We start from the raw sequence: 21875 nt of genomic DNA on the forward strand, positions 1-21875 counted from the left end.
CGTTCAGGTGTCCATCTTGTCCACGTTGCCGCATTCCTGCCGCAATCGAATCAGTCGAGCGTCTCGACGATCGCCCGCCGCGTACCTTCCAGCACCAGCCCGAACACGACATGGCTGACCAGCCCATAGGCATGCGTCTCCGGCGGCGTCTCGGTCGGCCCCGGTCCCCAGCCGAACGCCGGCACCGCGACATCGTCGAGCATCGTCGCCACGCCGATCCCGAATGCCGATCCGAACCCCGCATTCGATTCGGGCCATTGCCGCACCGCCAGCGCATAGCCCGCACCCAGTGCCGCGCCGGTGGCATAATGGACCAGCTCGCCCGCCGCGGCGCGATGCTTCTGCGTCACCGCATCGCCGGTGACCGCCTTCTTGGCGCTGTCCGCCGCCTTCACGGTGGACGGATCGTCGTTGCTGCCCGTCTGCCCGAATGCCGACGCGCTCACCGACTGGAACAGGTTCATCGCCAGGCTGGCGACGAGCCCACCGGCGATCCCGGCGGCAAGGGTCTTGGTCAATGACGGCACAGGCATTCCCTTCCGATAAGTCGGCGAGGTAACGCGCAGTGCGACCAAAAGGCCCCCAAATTCCTCCCCCGCCAGGGGGAGGGGGACCGTTCGGCGCCAGCCGAATGGTGGAGGGGGAGGAAAGGGTGGAAGCCCGATTGCGAAGCTCCTACCCTGTCTTCCCTCACCACCCGCTTCGCTGGTTCACTCCCGCTGGCGGGGGAGGAATTTGCGGTCCTACGGCTTCCGGAACTTCAGCACGAACTGGTCCGTCTTGCCGCGCACCGCCGGATCGAACACGTTCTTGCTATGGTCGTCCGCCGGATTGGCGAGCACCTTGCTCGCCCCGACGAAACGGAACCCCGTCGCCTCGATCTGCCGGCGCACCGCCGCGGGATCGATCCGGTGCTTCGTCTCGGTCCCGGTCAGCCCGGTGCCCGGCGCATCGGCATGGTCGATCACCACATAGGTGCCGCCCTTCTTGAGCAACTGGAACACCGCCGCGTCGAACGCGCGCAACGCCGGCTCGCCCGCGCCCTTGTTGGGGATGTCGTGGTAATTCTGCACCGTCCAGAACAGGTCGACCGGCTGCGGCGCGGTCGGCAGATCGGTCGGCTGCACCTGCGCGACGACGTTGGCGAGGCCGCGCGCCTGCAACGCCGGCAGGCTCTTCTCGGCATATTTGGCGCCGGCGGCGGGCCACAGCGCATAGACCTTGCCCTTCGGCCCGACCACGCCGGTGAAGATCCGCGTCCAATAGCCCGCACCGGGCAGATAATCGACCACCGTGTCGCCCGGCTTCACCCCGGCGAAGGCGAGCACCGCCGCCGCCTGTCGCCGGGCATCGTCGCCCGCCTGGTCGGCGCGGGCGGGATCGGCGAGCGCGCGGGTGATCGCCGGGCCGGCGGGCGCCGCCTTGTCCTGCGCCACCACCGCGGTGGTCAGCGCCGCCGCCGCGAACATCGAAAGAGCCAGGCGCATCGTTACGTCTCCCGTCACTGGTTTGGCCGCCGGGCCGCACTAGATGAGACAGCATGGCCGATCTTCGCGACACGATCCAGACTCAGGTGCATCGGTTGGTCGGTTTCGGTGACGGAGCGGTCGATCTCACCCGCCCGCCCGGCGACGACGGCCTGTTCGGCCCCGGCTCGGCCGCGTGGGTGGTGCATGGCGACTTCACCGCGATGATGGCGGGCGGGGTCGCCGCGCTGCTGCTCCAGATGCTCCATCCCGGCGCGCTGGCGGGGGTGTGGGACCATTCCAACTTCCGCCGCGACATGCTCGGCCGGCTGCGCCGCACCGCGCAATTCATCTCCGGCACCACCTACGGCTCGACCGCGACCGCGGAGGCGCTGATCGCCAAGGTGCGCGGCATCCACGACCGCGTCGCCGGCACCCTGCCCGACGGCACGCCCTATAGCGCCAACGATCCCGACCTGCTCACCTGGGTCCATGTCGCCGAGGTCGCGAGCTTCCTCGCCGCGCACCGCCGCTACCGCGACCCCGCCTTCCCGGCGGCGGAGCAGGACCGCTATCTCGCCGAATATGCCGTCGTTGCCGAACGGCTCGGCGCGACCGGCGTGCCCAGGACGCGCGCGGCGCTCGCCGCCTATTTCACCGCGATCCGCCCGCAGCTGCGCGTCGACCACCGCACCCGCGAGGTATCGCGCGCATTGCTCCGCCAGCAACCCGCCAGCCTCGCGATGGCCCCCGCGCAGACCGTGCTGATGGAGGGGGGCATCGACCTCCTTCCCGATTGGGCGGCGCGGATGCACGGGCTCGATCGCCCGCCGCTTGGCAAGCCCGCGGTGCGCGCCGGCGTCGCCGGCATCGCCTCGGTCCTGCGCTGGGCGCTCCGCGACGGATCGGCGAAGCGCGCGACGACGCAGAGCTGAATTACTGTCCCCGCGCTTGCGCCTGCTCGATCGGGACCACCGGCAGCAGCACCGCACTCGGCGTCGCGCCACCACGGCGCAATGTCACCGTCGCCTTCCGGTAATCCGCCGGCTTGGCGAAGAAGATGTTGGGCACATAGGTCTGCGGGTTACGATCGTAGAGCGGGAACAGGCTCGACTGCACCTGCACCATCACGCGATGCCCCGGCTGGAAGACGTGGTTCACCGTCGGCAGGCGGAACCGGTAATGCTGCACCTTGTTGGCGGGGATCGCGCTCGGATGCGCGAAACTGTCGCGATAGCGGCCGCGGAAGATGTCGAGGCTGATCGGCAATTGATATCCGCCCATCTTGGGATCGGTGGCGTTCTCCGCCGGATAGACGTCGATCACCTTGACGACGAAATCGCCGTCGGTGCCGGTCGTCGCCGCATAGAGATCGGCGATCGGCGCGCCCGAGACGCGCATCGCCGCGGTCAGCACCGGCGTCGTATAGGTCATCACGTCGGGCCGCCCGTCCGATCCGCGCTGGTCGCTGACCAGCCAGTCGCCCCAGCGGCCATCCTTGAAATTGACCGGACGCGGCAGATGCGGCACCGGCTTGGCGGGGTCGGAGACATAGCTGTCGCCGCCCGCCGCCGCCTTGCCGAAGCCGAGCCCGCCGTCCGCCTGGAGGTAGATCGGCTTGAGCGGCGCCGCGCAGCCGCTCTCGCAGGCGAGCGGCCAGTTGTTGAGGCGATCCCAATGATTCTCGCCGGTGTTGTAGATCGCCGCCTGCGGCAGGTTCGCCGCCGGACCGTCCTTGAGATACTGGTCGAACAGCGGCAGCACCATCTGCTCGCGGAATTGCGCGGCGGTGTCGCCGTCCCATTGGAACGGCCCCAGGCTGCGGCCTTCGCGATTGACCTGGCTGTGCCGCCACGGCCCCATCACCAGGAAATTGTTGCCCGCCTTGCCCTTCGCCTTCAGCGCCTCCCACGCGGTGATCGCGCCGTACATATCCTCCTGATCCCACAGCCCCTGTTCCCAGAGCGTGGGCACGTTCGACGGATTGGCGGCGAGCAATTTGTCGAGCGCCTGCCCCTGCCAGAAATCGTCATAGGCGGCATGCTGCGACATCCGCTTCCAATACGGGAGCTGGTCGTAGCCCGATTTCTTCGCCCAATCGCCCGCCGAGCCGATTTCGCGGAAATTGTCGTAATCGTCCCAGCCCCCCGTGGGCGGCACGGTGCCGTTGCCCTTGTAGCCGGTCTGTCCGCCGAGCCAGGCGATATTGGCGAGGCGGAAGGCGCCGTAATGGAACCAGTCGTCGCCCATCCAGCCGTCGATCATCGGGCTTTCCGGCGCCGCGACCTTGAGCGCGGGATGCGGCGCGAGCAGCGCCATCACCACGGTAAAGCCTTCGTAGGACGAGCCGATCATACCGACGCGGCCGTTCGACTGCGGCAGGTTCGCCTTGTTCACCAGCCAGTCGATCGTGTCATAGGCGTCGGTGACGTGATCGACCCCAACCTTATTTGGGGGGGTCGGGTTGAGCGGCCCGATCACCGGCCGGGTGACGACGTAATCGCCCTCCGACCCGTATTTGCCGCGGATGTCCTGATAGACGCGGATATAGCCCCCCTTGACGAAAATCTCGTCGGCGAGCGGCAAGGTCGCCAGCATCGAACTGCTGTCGCTGCGGTTGGCGCGCGCCTTGGCGTTATAGGGCGTGCGGGTAAGCACGATCGGCGCGTTGGTCGCATTCTTGGGGATGACGATCACGGTATAGAGCTTGGTCCCGTCGCGCATCGGGATCATCACTTCGCGCTTGATGTAATCGTTGGCGGTATCGACCAGCTTGAACTGTGCCGGAATGTCACCCGCCGGCTGCTGCTGCGCCTGTACGCCGACCGAGAGCAGGGCGAGCGAGGACAGCAACAGGACAGCGCGCATGGGGATCTCCGACAGAATGAATGACCTATGCTAGGCGCGGCATGCCGGAAACGGCAAGTGGCCTTATTCCGCAAGCCGGGCAGGCGGACCCGCGTCAGCTCGCCCAGGCGGCGATGTCGTCCTGCACGCCGATCAGCGCCAATCCGTGCGCGATCGAGGTGAGTTCGCCGCCGGTCGCGATCCGCTCCGCGCCGAAGCGCTCGTCGAACAGGCGGCGGATGCGCGGGGTGAGCGAGGTGCCGCCGGTCAGGAAGATGCGGTCGATCGCCGCCGCCTCGACCCCGGCATTGGCCAGCGCGCTGTCGACCGCGGCGTCGATGCGCAGGATGTCGGGCGCGATCCACGCCTCGAACTGGTCGCGCGTCACCTCGGCCTCGATCGCCAGCCCGGCACCCTCGAACACGAACCGCGCCTGCTCCGCCTCCGACAGCGCGCGCTTCAACTGCCCGACCGCGTCGTAGAGCCGATAGCCCAGCTCCTGCTCGATCACCGCGATCATCCGCCCGATCGCGTCGGGATCGAGCGCCGAGCGGCGCAATTTCTCCAGTTCGGCGAGCGTCCGCTTGTTGCGCATCAGCGCCAGCCGCGACCAGTCGGCGAAATCGGCGAAATAGCCGCCGGGGATCTCCAGCACCTTGTCGAACGAGCGATACGACCCGCCCTTGCCGAGCAACGGCATCACCAGCCGGTCGACGATCCGCTGGTCGAAGCGGTCGCCGGCGATGCCGACGCCGGCATGGCCGAGCGGCACGCAGCGCCGCGCGGCCCCCGGCACGTCGACGCGCACGACGGAAAAGTCGCTGGTGCCGCCGCCGAAATCGGCGACGAGGATCGTCGCGCGTTCGGTCAGCCGCGCCGCGTAGCTGAACGCCGCGCCGAGCGGCTCGTAGACGTAATGGACCTCCGCGCCGAGCGCGCCGAACACCAGATCGTAGCGGCTGCGCGCCAGCGCCTCGTCGGGCCGGCTGCCCGCATAAGCCACCGGCCGGCCGACGACGACGCGCGCGATCGGCCCGTCCAGCCGGCCGCGGGCATGCGCGCGCATCTTGGCGACGAACAGGCTGCCGAGATCCTCGAACCGCATCCGCCGCTCGAAGATCGTGGCATGCTCGAAGCTGGCGCTGGCGGCGACCGACTTGAACGACTGGATGAAGCGGCTGCCCTCGGGAAAGTCGAGATATTCGCGGATCGCCCACGGTCCCGCCTCCGCTGCGAGCCCGCCGCGGACGTCGCCGTCCTCCCAGAAGCACAGGGCCGAACGGAACACCGCCTGGTCGCCGTCGGGCGCATCGAGCATGACCAATTCGGCCGCCTCGCCGCACGCGACCGCGGCGACCGAATTGGTGGTTCCGAAATCGAGGCCGAGGGCGGGCAAGGACGTCATCCGCGCGGCTTTGTCATGACGCGCGGGGCGCCCGCAAGTGCGGATAGGGCAACCGACCTGGCGCCTATAACAATTCCTCCCCCGCCAGGGGGAGCAATTTCGCCACGGCACCGAATAGGAACCTCCCCCGCTTGTGCGCCGCCCCGAACCGCGTCACCTTCGCCGTCATGAAACGCCTGCTCCCGCTCGCCCTGCTGCTGATCGCCGCGACCGATCCCAAGCCGCCGCTGCTCTCGCCCGAGCGGATCAAGACCGACGTCCGTACCCTCAGCGCCGACGGCTTCCACGGCCGCGGGCCGACGCAGGCGGGCGAGCCGATCACGCTCGACTTCCTCGAAAAGCGCTTCGTCAAGCTCGGCCTCAAGCCCGCAGGCGACAGCGGCTATCGCCAGCGCGTGCCGCTGCTGCGCTGGACCCGCGAGCGCGCCGAGATGACGCTCGACCTCGGCGGCACCGCGCTGCCGCTGCGACCGGGGGTCGAGATTTCGGCCAGCTCGCGGATCGTCGGCGAGACGCGGCTCGATCGCGTCCCGGTGGTCTTCGTCGGCTATGGCGTGGTCGAGCCCGGGCTCGGCTACGATCCCTATCGCGGCGTCGACGTGCGCGGCAAACTGGTGGTGGCGCTCGCCGGCGATCCCGACGTCGAGGCGGGGCGCGATCTCGGCTTCGGCGGCCGCGCGTCGAGCCCCGCCGCGCGCACCAAGCTCGCCGAGGCGCAGAAACGCGGCGCCGCCGCCTTCGTCCAGATCCATGAGACCTTCCCGTCGAGCTATCCCTGGCTGCAACTGGCCAACGGCGATGCGGTGCCGGGCTATGCGCTCGACACCGGCAGCGTGCCGCCCGCCTTCGGCCTGCGCGGCACGCTGCGCAACGATATCGGCGTCCGGCTGCTCGCGCAGGGCGGGCTCGACTATGCCGCCGCCAAGCGGGCCGCGCAGCGGGCGGACTTCACCGGCGTCGCGCTGCGCGGCGCGACGTTCAGCGCGGCGGTGACGACGCGGCTCGACCGGACCGAGAGCCACAATATCGTCGGCATCCTGCCCGGCACCGATCCCGCGGCCGGCAGCATCCTCTACGGCGCGCATTGGGACGCTTATGGCGAGAACGCCTTCGATCCGCCCGCCGACCGCATCCGCAACGGCGCGATCGACAACGGCACCGGCACCGCGACGTTGCTCGACATCGCCCGCGCCTTCGCCGCCGGTGCCCGCCCGCGGCGATCGGTGGTGTTCGCCTTGTGGACCGCGGAGGAGAAGGGCCTGCTCGGCGCCACCTGGTATGCCGACCATTCCGCGCTGCCGCTCGCGACCACCGCGGCGCAGTTCAACCTCGACCCGCATGTCGTGCTCGGCCGCACCCGCAATCTCGAGCTGATCGGCGTCGGCCGCACCCCGCTGGAGGCCGATCTCGCCCGCGTCGCCGCGGCGCAGGGCCTGCGGATCGATCCCGAGGAGAATACCGAGGCGGGCTGGTATTATCGTTCCGACCATTATGCCTTCGCCGCGAAGGGCGTCCCCGGCGTCTACTTCCGCGCCGGCCGCGACATCGTCGCCGTCGGCATGGCGGCGGGCGAGGCGAAGCGCAACGCCTATAACGCGCGCTGCTATCACCAGACCTGCGACGAATACGACCCGCGCTGGGACATGACCGGCGCGGCGCAGGAGGGCAGCGTCGCGTATGCGCTCGGTCGCGAGATCGCCGGGGGGCGGACGTGGCCCGGCTGGAACGCCGCGGAACCCTTTGCCGCGGAGCGCGCTAAGACCGATGCGGCACGACGGGAACGCGACTAGGCGCCAGGCGCCGACACGCCTAACGAGGATCGGCACCGGGACCGTCATCCGGCAACGTCTTACGGAGACCGGATTGGTACAGGCTACACAATCGACCCAGGCATCCACCGGCATCACCGGGCTCGATTACGTCCTCAACGGAGGGCTGACGCCCGAGCGCCTCTATCTGGTCGAGGGCACGCCCGGAACGGGCAAGACGACGCTGGGGCTCGGCTTCCTGCTCACCGGCGCCGCGATCGGACAAGCGGGCCTGTACGTCACGCTCGCCGAGACGGAGGTGGAGCTGCTCGCTGTCGCCGAGACGCACGGCTGGTCGCTCGATCCGATCACCATCTTCGAGATGGTCCCCGCCGACGGCCTGAGCGACGACCAGGAACAGACGCTGCTGCACCCCAGCGAAGTCGAGCTGGGCGAGACGGTACGCGCGATCATGGCGAAGGTCGACGAACTGCGTCCGGCGCGCGTCGTCATCGACAGCCTGTCCGAATTGCGCCTGCTCGCGCAGAGCCCGATCCGCTATCGCCGCCAGATCCTCGCGCTGAAGCATTTCTTCTCGACCCGCCAGTGCACGGTGATCGTCCTCGACGACAAGAGCGGGACGGGCAACGACCTGCAATTGCACAGTATCGCGCACGGCGTGATCTCGCTCGAACAGACGCTCTCCGGGTTCGGCGCGCAGCGGCGGCGGCTGCACGTCGTCAAGATGCGCGGCGTCCGCTTCCGCGGCGGCTATCACGATTTCGAGATCGAGCGCGGCGGCCTGTCGGTCTATACCCGGCTGACCGCCGCCGATTACAAGGCGGAACGCGATCTCGAGGTCATCTCCACCGGGTCGGACGCCGTCGATGCGCTGCTCGGCGGTGGCCTCGTCCGCGGCACGGCGACGCTGTTCACCGGCCCTGCCGGAGTCGGCAAGACGACGACGACCGTGCAATGCATGATCGCGGCGCTACGTCGCGGCGAGAATGCCGCCTATTTCCTGTTCGACGAGCGCGCGCCGACGCTGCTGGCCCGCTCGCAGGCGTTGGGGATGGACCTGCATCCCTATCTCGCCAACGGCCAGCTGACGCTGCGCGCGATCGATCCCGCCGAGCTGTCGCCGGGCGAGTTCGCCGCGACGGTGCGCACCGCGGTCGAGGAGGATGCGGCGCGCATCATCGTCATCGACAGCCTCAATGCCTATCTGCAATCGATGCCGAGCGAGCAGTTCCTCATGCTCCAGATGCACGAGCTGCTGACCTATCTGGGTCAGCGCGGGGTCGCCTCGCTGCTGATCCTCGGGATGCACGGCATTCTCGGGGACGTGCGTGCCGACATCGATCTCAGTTATCTCGCCGACACCGCGGTCCAGCTCCGCTATTTCGAGGCGTTCGGCGCGGTGCGGCAGGCGATTTCGGTGATCAAGACGCGCACCGCCCGCCACGAGCGCACGATCCGCGAATTCCGCATCGGCAAGGGCGGCATCCATCTGGGCGAGCCGCTGGCGTCGTTCCAGAACGTGCTGAGCGGCGCGCCGAGCTTCTCGGGCGATAGCAACACGCTGCTCACGCCCGCCGACGGCGGCGGCGGCTGACCATGGACGACCGCGTCCTCATCCTCGCGCCGCGGGGGCGCGACGCCTTCGTCGCCGCCGACCTGCTGCGGCGCGGGGCGATTTCGGCGGAGATCGTCCCAGATCTGGCGACGCTGGTCGCCGAACTGGCGCGCGGCGTCGCCGCGGTGCTGATCACCGAGGAGGCGCTGGTCGCCGGCGATCGCTCGGCGCTGGCCGCCTGGGTGGCGGCGCAGCCGGCCTGGTCCGACCTGCCGTTCGTGATGCTCGCCAACGGCGGCCGCGCGCCGCGGTCGGCGGCGGCGGCGCAGCGGCTGGACGAACTCGGCAACGTCGTGATGCTCGAACGGCCGCTGCATGCCGAGGCAATGCTCGGCGCGGTCCGCTCGGCGATCAAGGCGCGGCAGCGGCAATATGAGCTGCGCACCGCCGCCGCGACGCTGGAGGCGGCGGTGGCGCAGCGCACCGCCGAGCTCGAGGCGGCACGCGACAGCCTCGAATTCGCGCTCGAGGCGGCGGGCATGGGCAGCTGGGATCTCGACGTCGCCAGCGGCGACATCCGTCGCAGCCCGCGCCACGACGAGATTTTCGGCTATGGCGTGCCGCAGCCGCAATGGTCGGTCGAGCGGCTGATCGGCCACGTCGACCCGTCACAGCGCGACGAGATCGCCGCGGCGCTGGACGATGCGGCGCGCACCGGCACGCTTGATGTCGAATGCGCGATCCAGGGTGCCGACGGCAACCGCCGCTGGATCAGCAAGAAGGGGCGGATGCGCTACGCCGCCGATGGGACGCCGGAACGGCTGACTGGCGTCGTCGCCGACATCACCACCCGCAAGGAGGCTGACGCCCAGCTCGCCCAGGCGCAGAAGATGGACGCGATCGGCCAGCTCACCGGCGGCGTTGCGCACGATTTCAACAATCTGCTCACCCCGATCGTCGGCAGCCTCGATCTCGTCCGGCGGCGGCACAAGGACGACGAGCGCACGCAGCGGATGGTCAGCGGCGCGATGCAGGCGGCCGAGCGTGCCGCGACGCTGACCCAGCGGCTGCTCGCCTTCGCGCGGCGGCAGGCGCTGCAACCCAAGGCGGTCGACGTCGGCGCGCTGATCGAGGGGCTGGTCGATCTGATCCGTCGTTCGCTGGGGCCGACGATCAAGGTGACGATCGAGGTCGCCGACGATCTGCCGTCGGCGCGGGTCGATCCCAACCAGCTCGAACTCGCCCTGCTCAACCTCGCGATCAACGCGCGCGACGCGATGCCGGGCGGTGGCCAGCTGACGATCACCGTCGGCGGCGCCGTGGTCGACGAGCGCAATGCGATCGGCCTGTCCGCCGGCCGCTACGTGCGCATCCTGGCGAGCGATACCGGCATCGGCATGGACAAAGCGACGCTGGCGCGCTCGACCGAGCCGTTCTTCTCGACCAAGGGCGTCGGCAAGGGCACCGGGCTCGGCCTGTCGATGATCCACGGCCTCGCCGCGCAATCGGGCGGCACGCTGGCGCTGGCGAGCGAGCCGGGCCGCGGCACCCGTGTCGAGCTTTGGCTGCCGGCGACGCAGGAGGAGCCTGCGGTGGTCGCCGATCATCGCAACGAGCCGGTCACCGCGCGTCGCGCCGCCAAGATCCTGCTGGTCGACGACGAGGACATCGTCCGCTTCGCCACCGCCGACATGCTGCGCGACATCGGCTATCAGGTCGTCGAGGCGGCCTCGGGCAGCCAGGCGCTGGCGGCGATCCGCGGCGGCGTCGACGTCGATCTGCTCGTCACCGATTATCTGATGCCGGGGATCACCGGCGCGGCGCTGATCAGCGAATTGCGCGCCACCGGCCACCACCTGCCCGCGCTGCTGATCACCGGCTATGCCGCGACCGGCGCCGACGTGCCCGGCGACGTGCCGCGGCTCGCCAAGCCGTTCCGCCAGGTCGATCTCGCCGCGCGCGTCGATACGTTGCTCCATCAGCCGCCCAAGAGCGCCAAGGGGTTACGCGTCGTCCGCTGACGCGAGGCGCGGCAGCCGGACGATCGCGCCGCACGGCGGCACCATCTCGATCATCCGTTCGAGCGGCAGGCCCGCGCGCTGCGCACGGACCGCCGCGATCGGCCCGCCATGACCGATCACCAGCACGTCCGCCGTGCGCGGCAGCGCGTCCCAGGCGGCGCGGGCACGGCGGGAGAGGTCGAGCCCGGTCTCGCCGCCGCCCGGGCGGAAGTCGCGCGGATGCGTCATCATCCGGTCCATCAGGTCGCCGGTCTCGCGCCAGATCGCATCCCAGCGCCGCCCTTCCCACGTTCCGAAATCACGCTCCAGCCAGCGGGGATCGTCCTGCACCGGCCGCCCCGTCAGCCGCGCGACCATGTCGGCGAGCCGCCGCGTACGGCGCGCGCCGGAATGGACGATCGTCGCGAACGATTCGGCTGCGAGCTCGACCGCCAGCCGCCGCGCGAGCGCCGCGCCCGCGCGGCTCCATCCCATGTCGCACCGGCCGTAGCACCGCCCCGCCCAGGCCTTCGCCACCGGCGGATGGCGGACGAGCAGCACTTGCGCGCTCACCCCGCCGCCACCGCGAGCAGCAAGGTCAGTTGGCCGACATAGGCCGCGAAGCCGAGGCAATCGCCGGTGCTGCCGCCGATCCGCCGCCGCAGGAACCACGCCAGCCACCACAGGATCGCCACGCCGACCGCCGCATCGACCAGCACCGGCATCGGGCTCAACCACGCCAGCGGCAGCACGCCCGGCACGGTCAGCGCCAGCGCGGCGAGCGCACGGCGCGGCGGCACCCCGCCCGTCCACGCCGCGATCCCCTCCGCCACCGGCGGCAGGATCGCGGCGAGCAGCACCGCCCACAACCGCCCCGCCGCCGCCGCCGCGACGATCGCTGCCGCCGCCAGCATCGGCGGCAGCGCGACGATCGCCGCCAGCCGCAGGCCGACCATCAATCCCAGGCCGAGCGCGCCATAGCTGCCGATCCGGCTGTCGCGCATGATCCGAAGCGCCGCCTCGCCGAGCGCGGTGCCGCCGAAGGCATCGCAGAAATCGGCGACCGCATCCTCGTGGAAGGCGCCGGTCAGCAGCGCCTCGACCGCCAGCGCGAGCAGCGCCGCGATCACCGGCGGCCACCACGCCTGCGCCGCGACGAAGACCCCGGCGGTCACCGCTCCGATCAGCGCACCGACCAGCGGCAGCCACGCCATCGCCCGCGCGAAGCCGTCGACCGCCGCCGCCGCGCTCAGCCGCGCGAGTGCCGGCACCGGCACGCGGGTGAGAAACTGCACCGCCAGCAACGGCGGTGCCCATAAAGGCGCGCGCGCCATCAATCCGCCCGCTCGGCGCCGATCGCGTCGAGCCGGGCGACGTCGCGGAGCAACGCCGCCGCCGCATCGAGCAGCGGCAGCGCGACGAGCGCGCCACTCCCCTCGCCCAGCCGCATCCCCCAATCGAGCAGCGGCTCCAGCCCGAGCTGCGCCAGCGCCGCGGCATGACCCGGCTCGGCCGAGCGATGACCGGCGATCATCGCGCGCATGCTGCCGGGGGCGAGCCGCTCGGCGACCAGCGCCGCCGCGGTGGCGACATAGCCGTCGAGCAGCAGCGTCGCGCCACGCGCGGCGCCGCGCGCGAAGAACCCCGCCATCGCGGCGATCTCATAGCCGGCGACCGCGGCGATCGTCCCCCGCGCATCGCCGGCCAGCCCCGGCGCGACCCGTGCGACCGCATCGGTGACGATCCGCGTCTTGGTGGCGACCATCTCCGCGTCAGCACCGGCACCCCGCCCGACCGCCTGCGCGGCGGGCAAGCCGGTCAGCAACGCGGTGAGCGCGGCGGCGGCGGTCGTGTTACCGATCCCCATCTCGCCGGCGATCAGCAGCGCCGCGCCGTCGTCGATCGCGGCATCCGCCTCCAAAGCGCCGACCCGCCACGCCAAGTCGAACTGCCCCGTATCCATCGCGGCACCCCGTGCGAGACTGGCGGTGCCGTCCGCCACCCGCGCGTCACGAAAGAAGACGGGCGGTGCTGCCGGCTTCGGCCCGGCGACGCCGACATCGACCAGCCGCAGCGAACAGTCATGCGCCGCGGCGAGCGCGTTGCTGGTCGCGCGGCCGGCGAGGATCGTTGCCACCATCATGCCCGTCACCGCCGATGGCCAGGCCGACACGCCATCGGCGACGCAGCCGTGATCGCCCGCGAACAGCACGATCCGCCGTGGCCGGGTGCGCGGATCGAGCCGGTCCTGCGTTCGCGCCAGCCGCACCGCGATATCCTCCAGCCGCCCCAGGCTGCCGCGCGGCTTGGCGAGCGCATCGAGATGGGCGCGAACGTCGTCATCGGTCATGCGGCGGTCCTTGCAAGCGCGATCAGCGCGTCGATGTCGAGCGCCCGTTCCAGCGTCGCGGCGATCGCGTCGAGCGCCGTATCGATCGCCTCGCGCCGGTCGAACCCGTCCGAGACGACACCGAGCGGCGCGAGCAGATGCGCGCGCGCGGCGGGGTCGTCGAACAGGCCGTGGACGTAGCAGCCGGCGATCCTGCCATCCTGCGCGCTTGCCCCGTCCGCGGCGCCATCGGCGAAGCGGAGCAGCGGCGGCGTGCCCGCGGCGGTCGTCGTGACGCCGGCGTGGATCTCATAGCCGGTGAAGCCGATGCCGGCGCCGATCTCGCCGGTGATCGCCCGCGTCCTCTTGTCCGCGGCGATCACCGTATCGACCGGCAGCAGCCCCAGGCCCGCGACCGTCTCCGCCGGCCCCTCGACCCCCAGCGGATCGGCGATCGTCCGCCCCAGCATCTGATAGCCGCCGCAAATCCCCAGCACCCGCCCGCCGCGGCGGACGTGCGCGGCAAGGTCGACGTCCCAGCCCTGCGCGCGGAAGAAGGCGAGGTCGGCGATCGTCGCCTTGCTCCCCGGCAGCACGACCAGCGCGGCATCGCCCGGCAAGGGCCGGCCCGGCGGGATCATCGCCAGCCGCACGCCGGGTTCGTGCGCCAGCGCATCGAAATCGTCGAAATTGGCGATCCGCGACAGCATCGGAACCGCGATCGTCACCCCCGCGCCGCCGCTCTCCCGCCCGAGCGCCACCGCATCCTCGGCGGGCAGCCGCACCGCCTCCGCCAGCCACGGCACGACGCCGATGCTGCGCCAGCCGGTGCGATCGGCGATCGCGGTTACGCCGTCCTCGAACAAGGCGGGGTCGCCGCGGAATTTGTTGACGATGAAGCCGTGGATCATCGCCGCATCCTCCGGATCGATCACCGCCTTGGTCCCGACCAGGGCGGCGATCACACCGCCGCGATCGATATCGCCGACCAGCACCACCGGCACGCCGGCGGCACGCGCGAAGCCCATGTTGGCGATGTCGTTGCGGCGCAGGTTGATCTCCGCGGGCGACCCCGCCCCCTCGACCACGACGATATCCGCCGCCGCCGCCAGCCGCCGATAGGCATCGAGCACCTCGCCGAGCAGATCGGGCTTGCGCCGCCAATAGTCCCCCGCCGCCAGCGTCCCGCGCGACCGGCCCGCGACGACGAGCTGCGAGGTGCGATCGCTCTGCGGCTTGAGCAGCACCGGGTTCATGTCGACGCTCGGCGCGACGCGTGCGGCGATCGCCTGCAACGCCTGCGCGCGGCCGATCTCGCCGCCGTCGGCGGTGACCGCGGCGTTGTTCGACATATTCTGCGGCTTGAACGGGCGGACGACGAGGCCACGGTTGGCGAGCGCGCGGCACAGGCCGGCGACGAGCACCGACTTGCCGACGTCGGAACCCGTTCCCTGCACCATCACCGCGCCCATGCGAGCGCTCCGACCATTATCCACAGCAGCAGGCAGGCGATCCGGTAGCGGCGCAGCGCCCGCGCCAGATCGGCGGCATCCGGCGCCGGCCCCGCGCCCAGCACCGCCCGCTGCGCCGGCTCGCCGTCATACGACACCGCGCCGCCCAGCCGCCGCCCCAGCGCCCCCGCCATCGCCGCCTCGGGCCAGCCGCCGTTGGGCGAGGCGTGGCGGCGTGCGTCGCGCAGCATCGTGCGCCAGCCGCCCCACCCCGCCAGACAGATCAGCCCGCCCGACAGCCGCGCCGGCAGCCAATTGACCAGATCGTCCGCCCGCGCAGACGCCCAGCCGAACCGGATGAGCCGCGGCGTGCGATGCCCGACCATCGAATCGGCGGTGTTGATCGCCTTGGCCGCGAACAGCCCCGGCAGACCGGCAACGAGGAACCAGAAAGCGGGCGCGACGACGCCGTCGCAGAAGCTCTCGGCAAGGCTCTCGATCGCCGCGACGGCAACGCCGCTCTCGTCGAGCCCGTCGGTATCGCGTCCGACGATCATCGCCACCGCCTGCCGCGCCGCGGGCAGATCGCCATGCGCCAGCGGCGTCAGCACCGCCGCGACATGATCGTACAGGCTGCGCTGCGCCAGCCCGGTCGTCCCGATCGCCACCACTGCGACCAGCCCCCAGCGGTCCCCCGCCAGCCGCTCTATGCCGACGCCGGTCAGCACCGACAGTTCGACCAATATTGCCAGCAGCGTCACCCCGCCCAGTCGCTGTCGCAGCGCATCGCCACGGTTCCAGCGCCGCTCGACCGCATTGATCAGCGCGCCCACCGCCACCACCGGATGCCGCCAACGCCGCGGATAGCCGAACGCCGCCTCCGCGATCAGCATGAGGAGCAGCGGCAGCGCATGGCTCACCGCGCGATCGGCAGGATGAAGCGCTGGCCGGCCGGGGTGACGCCGATCTCGACCTCCACCCCATAGGCCTGCGCGATCAGCGGCGCGGTCAGCACCGTATCCGCCGGCCCCGCCGCGACGACGCGCCCGCCGCGCAGCAGCACCGCATCGTCGGCGATCCGCGCCGCGAGATGCAGGTCGTGCAGCACCAGCACCACGCCGCTTCCGGCTTGGGCGACACCGCGCAGCCTCGCGAGCACGTCGAGCTGGTGCGCCGGATCGAGGCTGGCGAGCGGCTCGTCGGCGAGCAGCCAGTCGGGCTCGCCCGCCAGCACCCGCGCGAGCAAGGCCCGGCCGCGCTCGCCGCCCGACAACCGCTCGACGCCGCGCGTCGCGAAGCCGGTCATGTCGGTCGCCGCCAGCGCGCGCGCCACCGCGGCGCGGTCGTCGTCGGTCTCGCCCCAGCGGCCGCGATGCGGCAGCCGCCCGAGCCCGACGAGCGTCGCGACGTCGATATCCCAATGCACGTCCGCCGCCTGCGGCAGCAACCCGATCGCGCGCGCCCGCGCCCGCCGGTCGAGCGCCTGCACGTCGACCCCGTCGAGCGTCGCCGCGCCCCGGTCGGGCCGGCGCAGCGCCGCGAGACAGCCAAGCAACGTGCTCTTGCCCGCACCGTTCGCGCCGAGCAGCGCGGTCACCCGCCCGCGCCGGAAGGCGAAGCTCACGTCGTCGAGCACGCGGTTGCCGCCGAGCGTCAGGCCGATCCCCTCGGCCGCGAGTCCGGTCATGCGAGCCTCCGGCGCATCGCGATCAGCAGATAGAGGAAGAACGGCCCGCCCAGCATCGACATCGCGATGCCGAGCCGCAGCTCGCTCACCGTCGGCGCGATCCGCACCAGCGCATCGGCGAGCGTCAGCAGCAGCGCACCGCCAAGCGCCGAGGGCAGCAGGATCGCCGACGGTCGATGCCCGGCGAACGGCCGCACCATATGGGGCACGATCAGCCCGACGAAGCCGATCTGCCCCGCCGTCGCCACCGACGCCCCGACGGTCAGCGCCACCCCGGCGATCACCAGCCATTGCAGCCGCGCCGGATCGACCCCCATCGACCGCGCCGCCTGTTCGCCGAGCGTCAGCGCGTCGAGCGAGCGGCCGGTGGCGAACAGCAATGCCGCACCGACCGCGACCAGCGGCGCGGCGACCTTGACATCGTCCCAGCTCCGATCGGTCAGCGCGCCGAGCAGCCACGTCACGATCTGCGACGAGACGAACGGCGTCGGCGCGAGGCTGATCGCCAAACTGGTCAGCGAACCGAAGATGCTGGTGAGGATCATCCCCGCCAGCGTGAACAGGATCAGGCTGCCCGAGCGGCCGGCGATCAACGCGAGCAACGCCATCGTCACCCCCGCGCCGACCAGCGCGAAGCCCGGCAACAGCCACATCTGCGCGGCATAGCCGAAATAGAGCGCCAGCACCGCACCGAACGCCGCGCCGGTCGACACGCCGAACAGCCCCGGATCGGCGAGCGGATTGCGCAAATAGCCCTGCATCACCGCCCCCGACAGGCCGAGCGCCGCGCCGACGACCAACGCCAGCACGGTGCGCGGCAGGCGCAGCTCGACGATGATGATCGAGCGCGGATCGGTGGCGGTCCACGCGTCCCACGGCACCCACACCTTGCCCGCCGCGACCGACAGCGCCGCGACGGCGAGCAGCGCGACCACCAGTCCGATATTGAGCCGCGTCATGCCCCGAATCCCCCGCGCACCTGTCGCAGCCGCGCCATCGCCGCGATGATCGTCGGTCCGCCGCAATTCATCAGCCGCGCCGGATAGGGCGCGACGGTGATCCGCCCCGCCAGCCGCCGCACCGCCGGATGCGACGTCATCCGATCCTCGCCGACGTCCGCCGCGGCGGTCGACAGCAAGACGCGCGGTGGCCGCGCGACGAGATATTCGAGCGGCAGCACGTCCCATTTCTTCAAGCCATAGACCGCGCTCATGTCGCGAAACCCGGCACGGCGCAGCAGCTCGGCGGGCAGCGTGCCGCTCCCCGGCACCAGCCCGCCCGACTGCCAGATCAGCGCCGGCACCGGCGTCACCGCCGCCGGTCGCGCCGCCGCCGCGATCCGCGCCGCCAGCGCCACGCCGCGCTGCGGATGGCCGACGACGCGGGCGATGTCGCGCACCTGCTCCTCGCTCTCCACGACCGTATCCGGCACCGGATATTGGACGATGCGAATCTTCATCCGGGTCAGCGCCGCGATCGTCGCGGGCGCGACATGCGGGCCGGTCAGCACCATGTCGGGCGCCAGCGCCACCACCTCCTCCGCGGTGCCCGAGGTCGCGGTGAAGCGCATCGCCTGCGTCAGGGGGATCGAGGTCGCGCGCGGGTCCTGCGAATAATGGCTGATCCCGGCGATCTGCGCGGGGTCGGCGACGTGCATCAGCACCGCGTCGATACACGGATTGATCGACACGATCCGCGGGGGCCGCGGCGGCGGGGCCGCCGACAGCAGCGGCAGCGCGGCGAGCGCAACGGCGAGCGGCCGGATCAATATTCGACGCCCTTCTGCGCCTTGAACCCGGCATTGTAGGGATGTTTCACCTCGCCGAACTCGGTGACCAGATCGGCGATCTCCAGCAGCTCGGGCCGCGCATGGCGGCCGGTGATGCAGATATGCTTGGTCAGCGGCCGGTCCTTCAGGAACGCCACGATATCGTCGATCGCCAGCGTCCCGTCGCGCAGCACGATGTTGAGCTCGTCGAGGATGACGAAATCGATTTCCGGATCGAGGATCATCGCCTTCGACCGCTCCCATGCCGCCTGCGCCGCGGCGATGTCGCCCGCGCGGTCCTGCGTGTCCCAGGTGAAGCCCTCGCCCATCACCTCGAACGTCGCGAGATCGGGATGCGCCTCGAAGAAGTTGCGCTCGCCCGTTTCCCATTTGCCTTTGACGTACTGGAGGATCGCGACCTTCAGGCCCCAGCCGATGCTGCGGATCGCCATCCCGAAGGCGGAGGACGACTTCCCCTTGCCGTTGCCGGTGTGGACGATCAGCAGCCCGCGTTCGAGCGTCCGGCGCGCCTGCATCTTCTCGCGCGCCGCGGCGACCTTCGCCATGCGGGCATTGTGACGGGCATAGTCGTCGGTCATGAGCGATACTCCTCGAGGGCCGCGGCGAGGCGGGTGAGCGCGGCCGCACCGCGCGGCAGGCCGATCCGCAACCGGTCGGTCCGGTCGGCGAAGGGTCGGGTCAGGATAGCATGACGCGCGAGCGTGCCGAACAGGCGCGTCGCATCGTCGCAGGCGATCAGCCGGAACAACGGCGCGCTGCCGGCCAGCGCCAGCCCGGCCTCGTGCAGCACCGTATCGAGCAGCACCCCCGTCTCGACGATGCGGCTCGCCTGCGCACGCCGCCATGCGGCATCGCGATAGGCGGCGGTGCCGATCGCCACCGCCGGCGACGACACCGGCCAATCGCCGAGCATCGCGCGCATCCCGCCCGCAATCCCCGCCCCCGCCACCACGAAGCCGAGCCGCAATCCCGGCAGGCCATAGAATTTGCCGAACGATCGCAACACGATCAGCCGGTCAGACGCCTGCGGGCACAGGCCGGGCGCAGGGTCGGCATAGGCTTCGTCGAGCACAAGCGGCATCGTCGCCGTCAGCAGGCCGGCCGGATCGGCGATGCGCCCGTCGGGATTGGCCGGGCTCGCCAGCACGAACAGGTCGTGGTCGCCCGGCCCCTCCGCCACCAGTTCCGCCTCCGGCCACGCCGCGCGATGCCCGGCATAGCCGGGATGCCGCACCGCCGGCGCGCGGGCGCCGATCAGCGGCGCGAGCAGCCGCATCGCCAGATCGGTCCCCGGCACCGCGACGACCTGCGCCGGGTCGGCGACGCCGAACGCCCGCGCCGCCGCCGCCTCCAGCGCCGCGATTTCCGTCGGTTCTGGCAGGCGATCGAGCCCCACGAGCGTCTCGACCGGCCAGGTCCACGGTGCAATCCCGGTCGACAGGTCGATCCAGTCCGCGCCGCCGAACGCCGCGCGCGCCTCCGCCACCCGCCCGCCATGGGCGCAGAAGGTGGCCCAGGGATGCGGGGCGGTCGGGCGCGGGACGATCATCAATAGGTCAGGCGAACGCCGCCGAAGGCCCCGCGCCCCGGCTGGCCATATTGCAGGATCGTCTGATAGCGCGCGTCGAACGCATTCTCGATCCGGCCATAGACCTCGACATGGTCGACGATCGGGAAGGACGCGCGCACGTCGGTGACGACATAGCCGTCGAGCCGCTGCGTGTTGGACGCATTGTTGAAACTGTCCCCCACCGCGGTGACGGTCGCGCCGGTGGTCAGCCCGAACGGCCAGCGATAGTCGGCGTTGACCGACACGCTGTTGTCCGGCCGCCGCGCCAGGTCGCGGCCGGCATTGGCGGTGCCGGTCGAACGGTTCTTGGCATCCAGATAGGTGTAGGCGGCGCTGACCGTCAACGCCTCGACCGGGCGCAGCGTCAGCGCGAATTCCACGCCCTGCGCCCGCGCCCGCGCGACATTGTCATAGGTGCCGAACGGCCGGTCGGCGCAAATCCCCACGGCCGTGTCGCAGGACACGAAATTGATGAGGTCGAACGAGGTGCGGCGGAAATAGGTCGCGCTCGCCTCGAGCGCGCCGTCGAGCGCCTTCTGCGTCACGCCCGCATCCCAGCCGCGCGAGCGTTCGGGGCGCAGCGCGCCATTCCCATATTCGCTCTGCAACTGGTACAAGGACGGCGCCTTGAACCCTTCCGAATAGCTCGCGCGGATCGCGGTCGCGCCGTCGTTGGGCGTATAGACGCCGCTGCCCGACCAGGTCGTCGCGCCGCCGAAGCGATTGTGATCGTCGTGGCGCACGCCGCCGGTCGCGGTCAGCCCGGCGATTGGCGTCACCGCGAGCTGGCCATAGACGCTGAAGATCCGCGCCCGTCCCTGCGTCACCGGCCCGCCGTAGCTCGCCGTGGTGAAGCGCGACACCTCGCGTTCCGCGCCGAAGGTGGCGAACACCGCGGAACTGAGATCGGCGACACCCTGATATTCGATCCGGTCGTTGCGCCCCTTGCCGGCGAACGTCTCGGTCGGCGTGCCGTCGGGATCGTAATTGTGCCGGTCGGTGTCAGTATGCGCATAGCCGAAGCGGTTGCGCAATTTGCCGCCGAACAGCGCCGCGTTCAGGCCGGCATAGCCGGTCCATTGCTCGGTCTCGCCGTAATCGCGCGTGTCCTGCAACGGAAAGCCGCCGTCGAACTCGGCACGCCCGTTCGAATAGAAACCGCGCAGGTCGACCGACACGGTCGGCGCCAGCGCGATGCCGAGGCTGCCGTTGGCGGCATAGTTGCGATAGCCGTCGCGCTCCGTGCCGGGCGCATAGGCGGAGATGCCCTCGGTGGTGTAATAGCCGCCGCCCAGGCTCGCCGACACCGGCCCCATCTTGCCCGAGACGTTGGCGAAGCCCTGCCCGGTCTCGTGCCAGCCGCCCTCGACGCGCGCGTTGACCGCGACCTGTTCGGTCGGCTGGCGGGTGATGAGGTTGACGACGCCGCCGATCGCCTGACTGCCCCACAGCACCGATTGCGCGCCGCGCAGCACCTCGATCCGCGCGATATTGCCGATCAGCAGCCCGCCGAAGTCGAAGCCGCCGCCCGGCGACGAGGGATCGTTGAGCTTGATCCCGTCGATCAGCGCGACGGTCTGGTCGCTCTCCGCGCCGCGGATGTTGACCGAGGTCGCGGTGCCGACGCCGCCGTTGCGCGTCACGCTGACGCCGGGCGTTTGGCGCAGCAGGTCGGCGACGACGACCGCCTGCCGCTGGGTGATCGTCGCGGTGTCGAGGACGGTCACCGCCTGGCCGACGGTGGACGCGGGCCGCGCCTCGCGATTGGCGGTGACGAGGATGTCGCTGCCGGCGTCGGCGACCTGCTCCAGGCCACTGGTCGATTGCGCATTCTGGGCGAAGGCAGGTGTCGCGGCCGCGATGCACGGCAGCAGGATGAGACAGGCGTATTTCGTCACGATGGTTTCCCCCTCGTTGCAACAACGGGAGCACGCACCGCGGATTCGCCGGAACCTTTGGTCCGCCGCGCAACGCCCCCAACATCGTCGTCTCGCGAGGAAACCCTCG

Annotated in this window: 19 protein-coding genes; 4 read left to right on the forward strand and 15 right to left on the reverse strand. The window is 70.9% G+C overall.

The window, feature by feature from the left end; genetic code table 11:
* Positions 1 to 50: 50 nt before the first annotated feature.
* Both SFC76_RS17345 and SFC76_RS17350 read right to left on the reverse strand, forming a co-directional pair.
* On the reverse strand, positions 51 to 527 hold the full coding sequence (locus SFC76_RS17345; protein ID WP_322850658.1) for a DUF1440 domain-containing protein: 477 nt from the start codon (positions 525 to 527) through the stop codon (positions 51 to 53).
* 216 nt (positions 528 to 743) lie between these two features.
* Complete coding sequence (locus SFC76_RS17350) at positions 744 to 1487, reverse strand: class I SAM-dependent methyltransferase (RefSeq protein ID WP_322850659.1); 744 nt, start codon at positions 1485 to 1487, stop codon at positions 744 to 746.
* Between the two features lie 53 nt (positions 1488 to 1540).
* Here SFC76_RS17350 and SFC76_RS17355 point away from each other — a divergent pair, with 53 nt between their 5' ends.
* Positions 1541 to 2401: an oxygenase MpaB family protein gene (locus SFC76_RS17355; protein ID WP_322850660.1), complete on the forward strand. Its 861-nt coding sequence runs from the start codon at positions 1541 to 1543 to the stop codon at positions 2399 to 2401.
* 1 nt (position 2402) lies between these two features.
* Here the strand turns inward: SFC76_RS17355 and SFC76_RS17360 are convergent, their stop codons facing one another.
* Positions 2403 to 4334, reverse strand: coding sequence for a CocE/NonD family hydrolase (locus SFC76_RS17360; RefSeq protein ID WP_322850661.1), 1932 nt, complete (start codon positions 4332 to 4334; stop codon positions 2403 to 2405).
* A 94-nt stretch (positions 4335 to 4428) separates the two neighbouring features.
* Positions 4429 to 5718 (reverse strand): Hsp70 family protein, encoded by a 1290-nt coding sequence (locus SFC76_RS17365; protein WP_322850662.1) that lies wholly within the window; start codon positions 5716 to 5718, stop codon positions 4429 to 4431.
* Positions 5719 to 5885: 167 nt separating this feature from the next.
* On the opposite strand from SFC76_RS17365, the gene SFC76_RS17370 reads away from it, so the two are divergent.
* The 3 genes from SFC76_RS17370 (at position 5886) to SFC76_RS17380 (ending at position 11063) form a co-directional block, all read left to right on the forward strand.
* Positions 5886 to 7508, forward strand: coding sequence for a M28 family peptidase (locus SFC76_RS17370; protein WP_322850663.1), 1623 nt, complete (start codon positions 5886 to 5888; stop codon positions 7506 to 7508).
* Positions 7509 to 7581: 73 nt separating this feature from the next.
* Positions 7582 to 9081, forward strand: coding sequence for an ATPase domain-containing protein (locus SFC76_RS17375; protein WP_322850664.1), 1500 nt, complete (start codon positions 7582 to 7584; stop codon positions 9079 to 9081).
* Positions 9082 to 9083: 2 nt separating this feature from the next.
* On the forward strand, positions 9084 to 11063 hold the full coding sequence (locus SFC76_RS17380) for an ATP-binding protein (RefSeq protein ID WP_322850665.1): 1980 nt from the start codon (positions 9084 to 9086) through the stop codon (positions 11061 to 11063).
* On the opposite strand, the gene SFC76_RS17385 is transcribed toward SFC76_RS17380, so the two are convergent.
* From SFC76_RS17385 to SFC76_RS17435, 11 genes are read right to left on the reverse strand one after another with little or no spacing between them, the layout of a single operon-like run.
* Positions 11046 to 11615: a histidine phosphatase family protein gene (locus tag SFC76_RS17385; RefSeq protein ID WP_322850666.1), complete on the reverse strand. Its 570-nt coding sequence runs from the start codon at positions 11613 to 11615 to the stop codon at positions 11046 to 11048. The two genes, SFC76_RS17380 and SFC76_RS17385, sit on opposite strands and share 18 nt — an antisense overlap.
* The gene (gene cobS / locus SFC76_RS17390; RefSeq protein WP_322850667.1) at positions 11612 to 12376 is read right to left on the reverse strand and encodes an adenosylcobinamide-GDP ribazoletransferase; all 765 of its coding nucleotides are present in this window, start codon (positions 12374 to 12376) and stop codon (positions 11612 to 11614) included. Before cobS ends, SFC76_RS17385 begins: the two co-directional genes overlap by 4 nt.
* Positions 12376 to 13392, reverse strand: coding sequence for a nicotinate-nucleotide--dimethylbenzimidazole phosphoribosyltransferase (cobT, locus tag SFC76_RS17395; RefSeq protein ID WP_322850668.1), 1017 nt, complete (start codon positions 13390 to 13392; stop codon positions 12376 to 12378). Before cobT ends, cobS begins: the two co-directional genes overlap by 1 nt.
* Positions 13389 to 14843 (reverse strand): cobyric acid synthase, encoded by a 1455-nt coding sequence (locus SFC76_RS17400; protein ID WP_322850669.1) that lies wholly within the window; start codon positions 14841 to 14843, stop codon positions 13389 to 13391. The genes cobT and SFC76_RS17400 overlap by 4 nt, the downstream gene beginning before the upstream one ends.
* Positions 14831 to 15742, reverse strand: a complete 912-nt coding sequence (cbiB, locus tag SFC76_RS17405; RefSeq protein WP_322850670.1) for an adenosylcobinamide-phosphate synthase CbiB — start codon at positions 15740 to 15742, stop codon at positions 14831 to 14833. The genes SFC76_RS17400 and cbiB overlap by 13 nt, the downstream gene beginning before the upstream one ends.
* On the reverse strand, positions 15739 to 16509 hold the full coding sequence (locus SFC76_RS17410; RefSeq protein WP_322850671.1) for an ABC transporter ATP-binding protein: 771 nt from the start codon (positions 16507 to 16509) through the stop codon (positions 15739 to 15741). Before SFC76_RS17410 ends, cbiB begins: the two co-directional genes overlap by 4 nt.
* Positions 16506 to 17468 carry an iron ABC transporter permease gene (locus SFC76_RS17415; protein ID WP_322850672.1) on the reverse strand — a complete coding sequence of 321 codons (963 nt, stop codon included), beginning with the start codon at positions 17466 to 17468 and terminating at the stop codon, positions 16506 to 16508. Before SFC76_RS17415 ends, SFC76_RS17410 begins: the two co-directional genes overlap by 4 nt.
* Complete coding sequence (locus SFC76_RS17420) at positions 17465 to 18277, reverse strand: ABC transporter substrate-binding protein (protein ID WP_322850673.1); 813 nt, start codon at positions 18275 to 18277, stop codon at positions 17465 to 17467. Before SFC76_RS17420 ends, SFC76_RS17415 begins: the two co-directional genes overlap by 4 nt.
* Positions 18274 to 18876: a cob(I)yrinic acid a,c-diamide adenosyltransferase gene (gene cobO, locus SFC76_RS17425; protein ID WP_322850674.1), complete on the reverse strand. Its 603-nt coding sequence runs from the start codon at positions 18874 to 18876 to the stop codon at positions 18274 to 18276. The genes SFC76_RS17420 and cobO overlap by 4 nt, the downstream gene beginning before the upstream one ends.
* The gene (locus tag SFC76_RS17430) at positions 18873 to 19847 is read right to left on the reverse strand and encodes an aminotransferase class I/II-fold pyridoxal phosphate-dependent enzyme (protein WP_322850675.1); all 975 of its coding nucleotides are present in this window, start codon (positions 19845 to 19847) and stop codon (positions 18873 to 18875) included. Before SFC76_RS17430 ends, cobO begins: the two co-directional genes overlap by 4 nt.
* On the reverse strand, positions 19847 to 21766 hold the full coding sequence (locus SFC76_RS17435; RefSeq protein WP_322850676.1) for a TonB-dependent receptor plug domain-containing protein: 1920 nt from the start codon (positions 21764 to 21766) through the stop codon (positions 19847 to 19849). Before SFC76_RS17435 ends, SFC76_RS17430 begins: the two co-directional genes overlap by 1 nt.
* Positions 21767 to 21875 lie beyond the last annotated feature (109 nt).

Source organism: Sphingomonas sp. CD22 (assembly GCF_034556155.1).
Taxonomy (GTDB): domain Bacteria; phylum Pseudomonadota; class Alphaproteobacteria; order Sphingomonadales; family Sphingomonadaceae; genus Sphingomonas.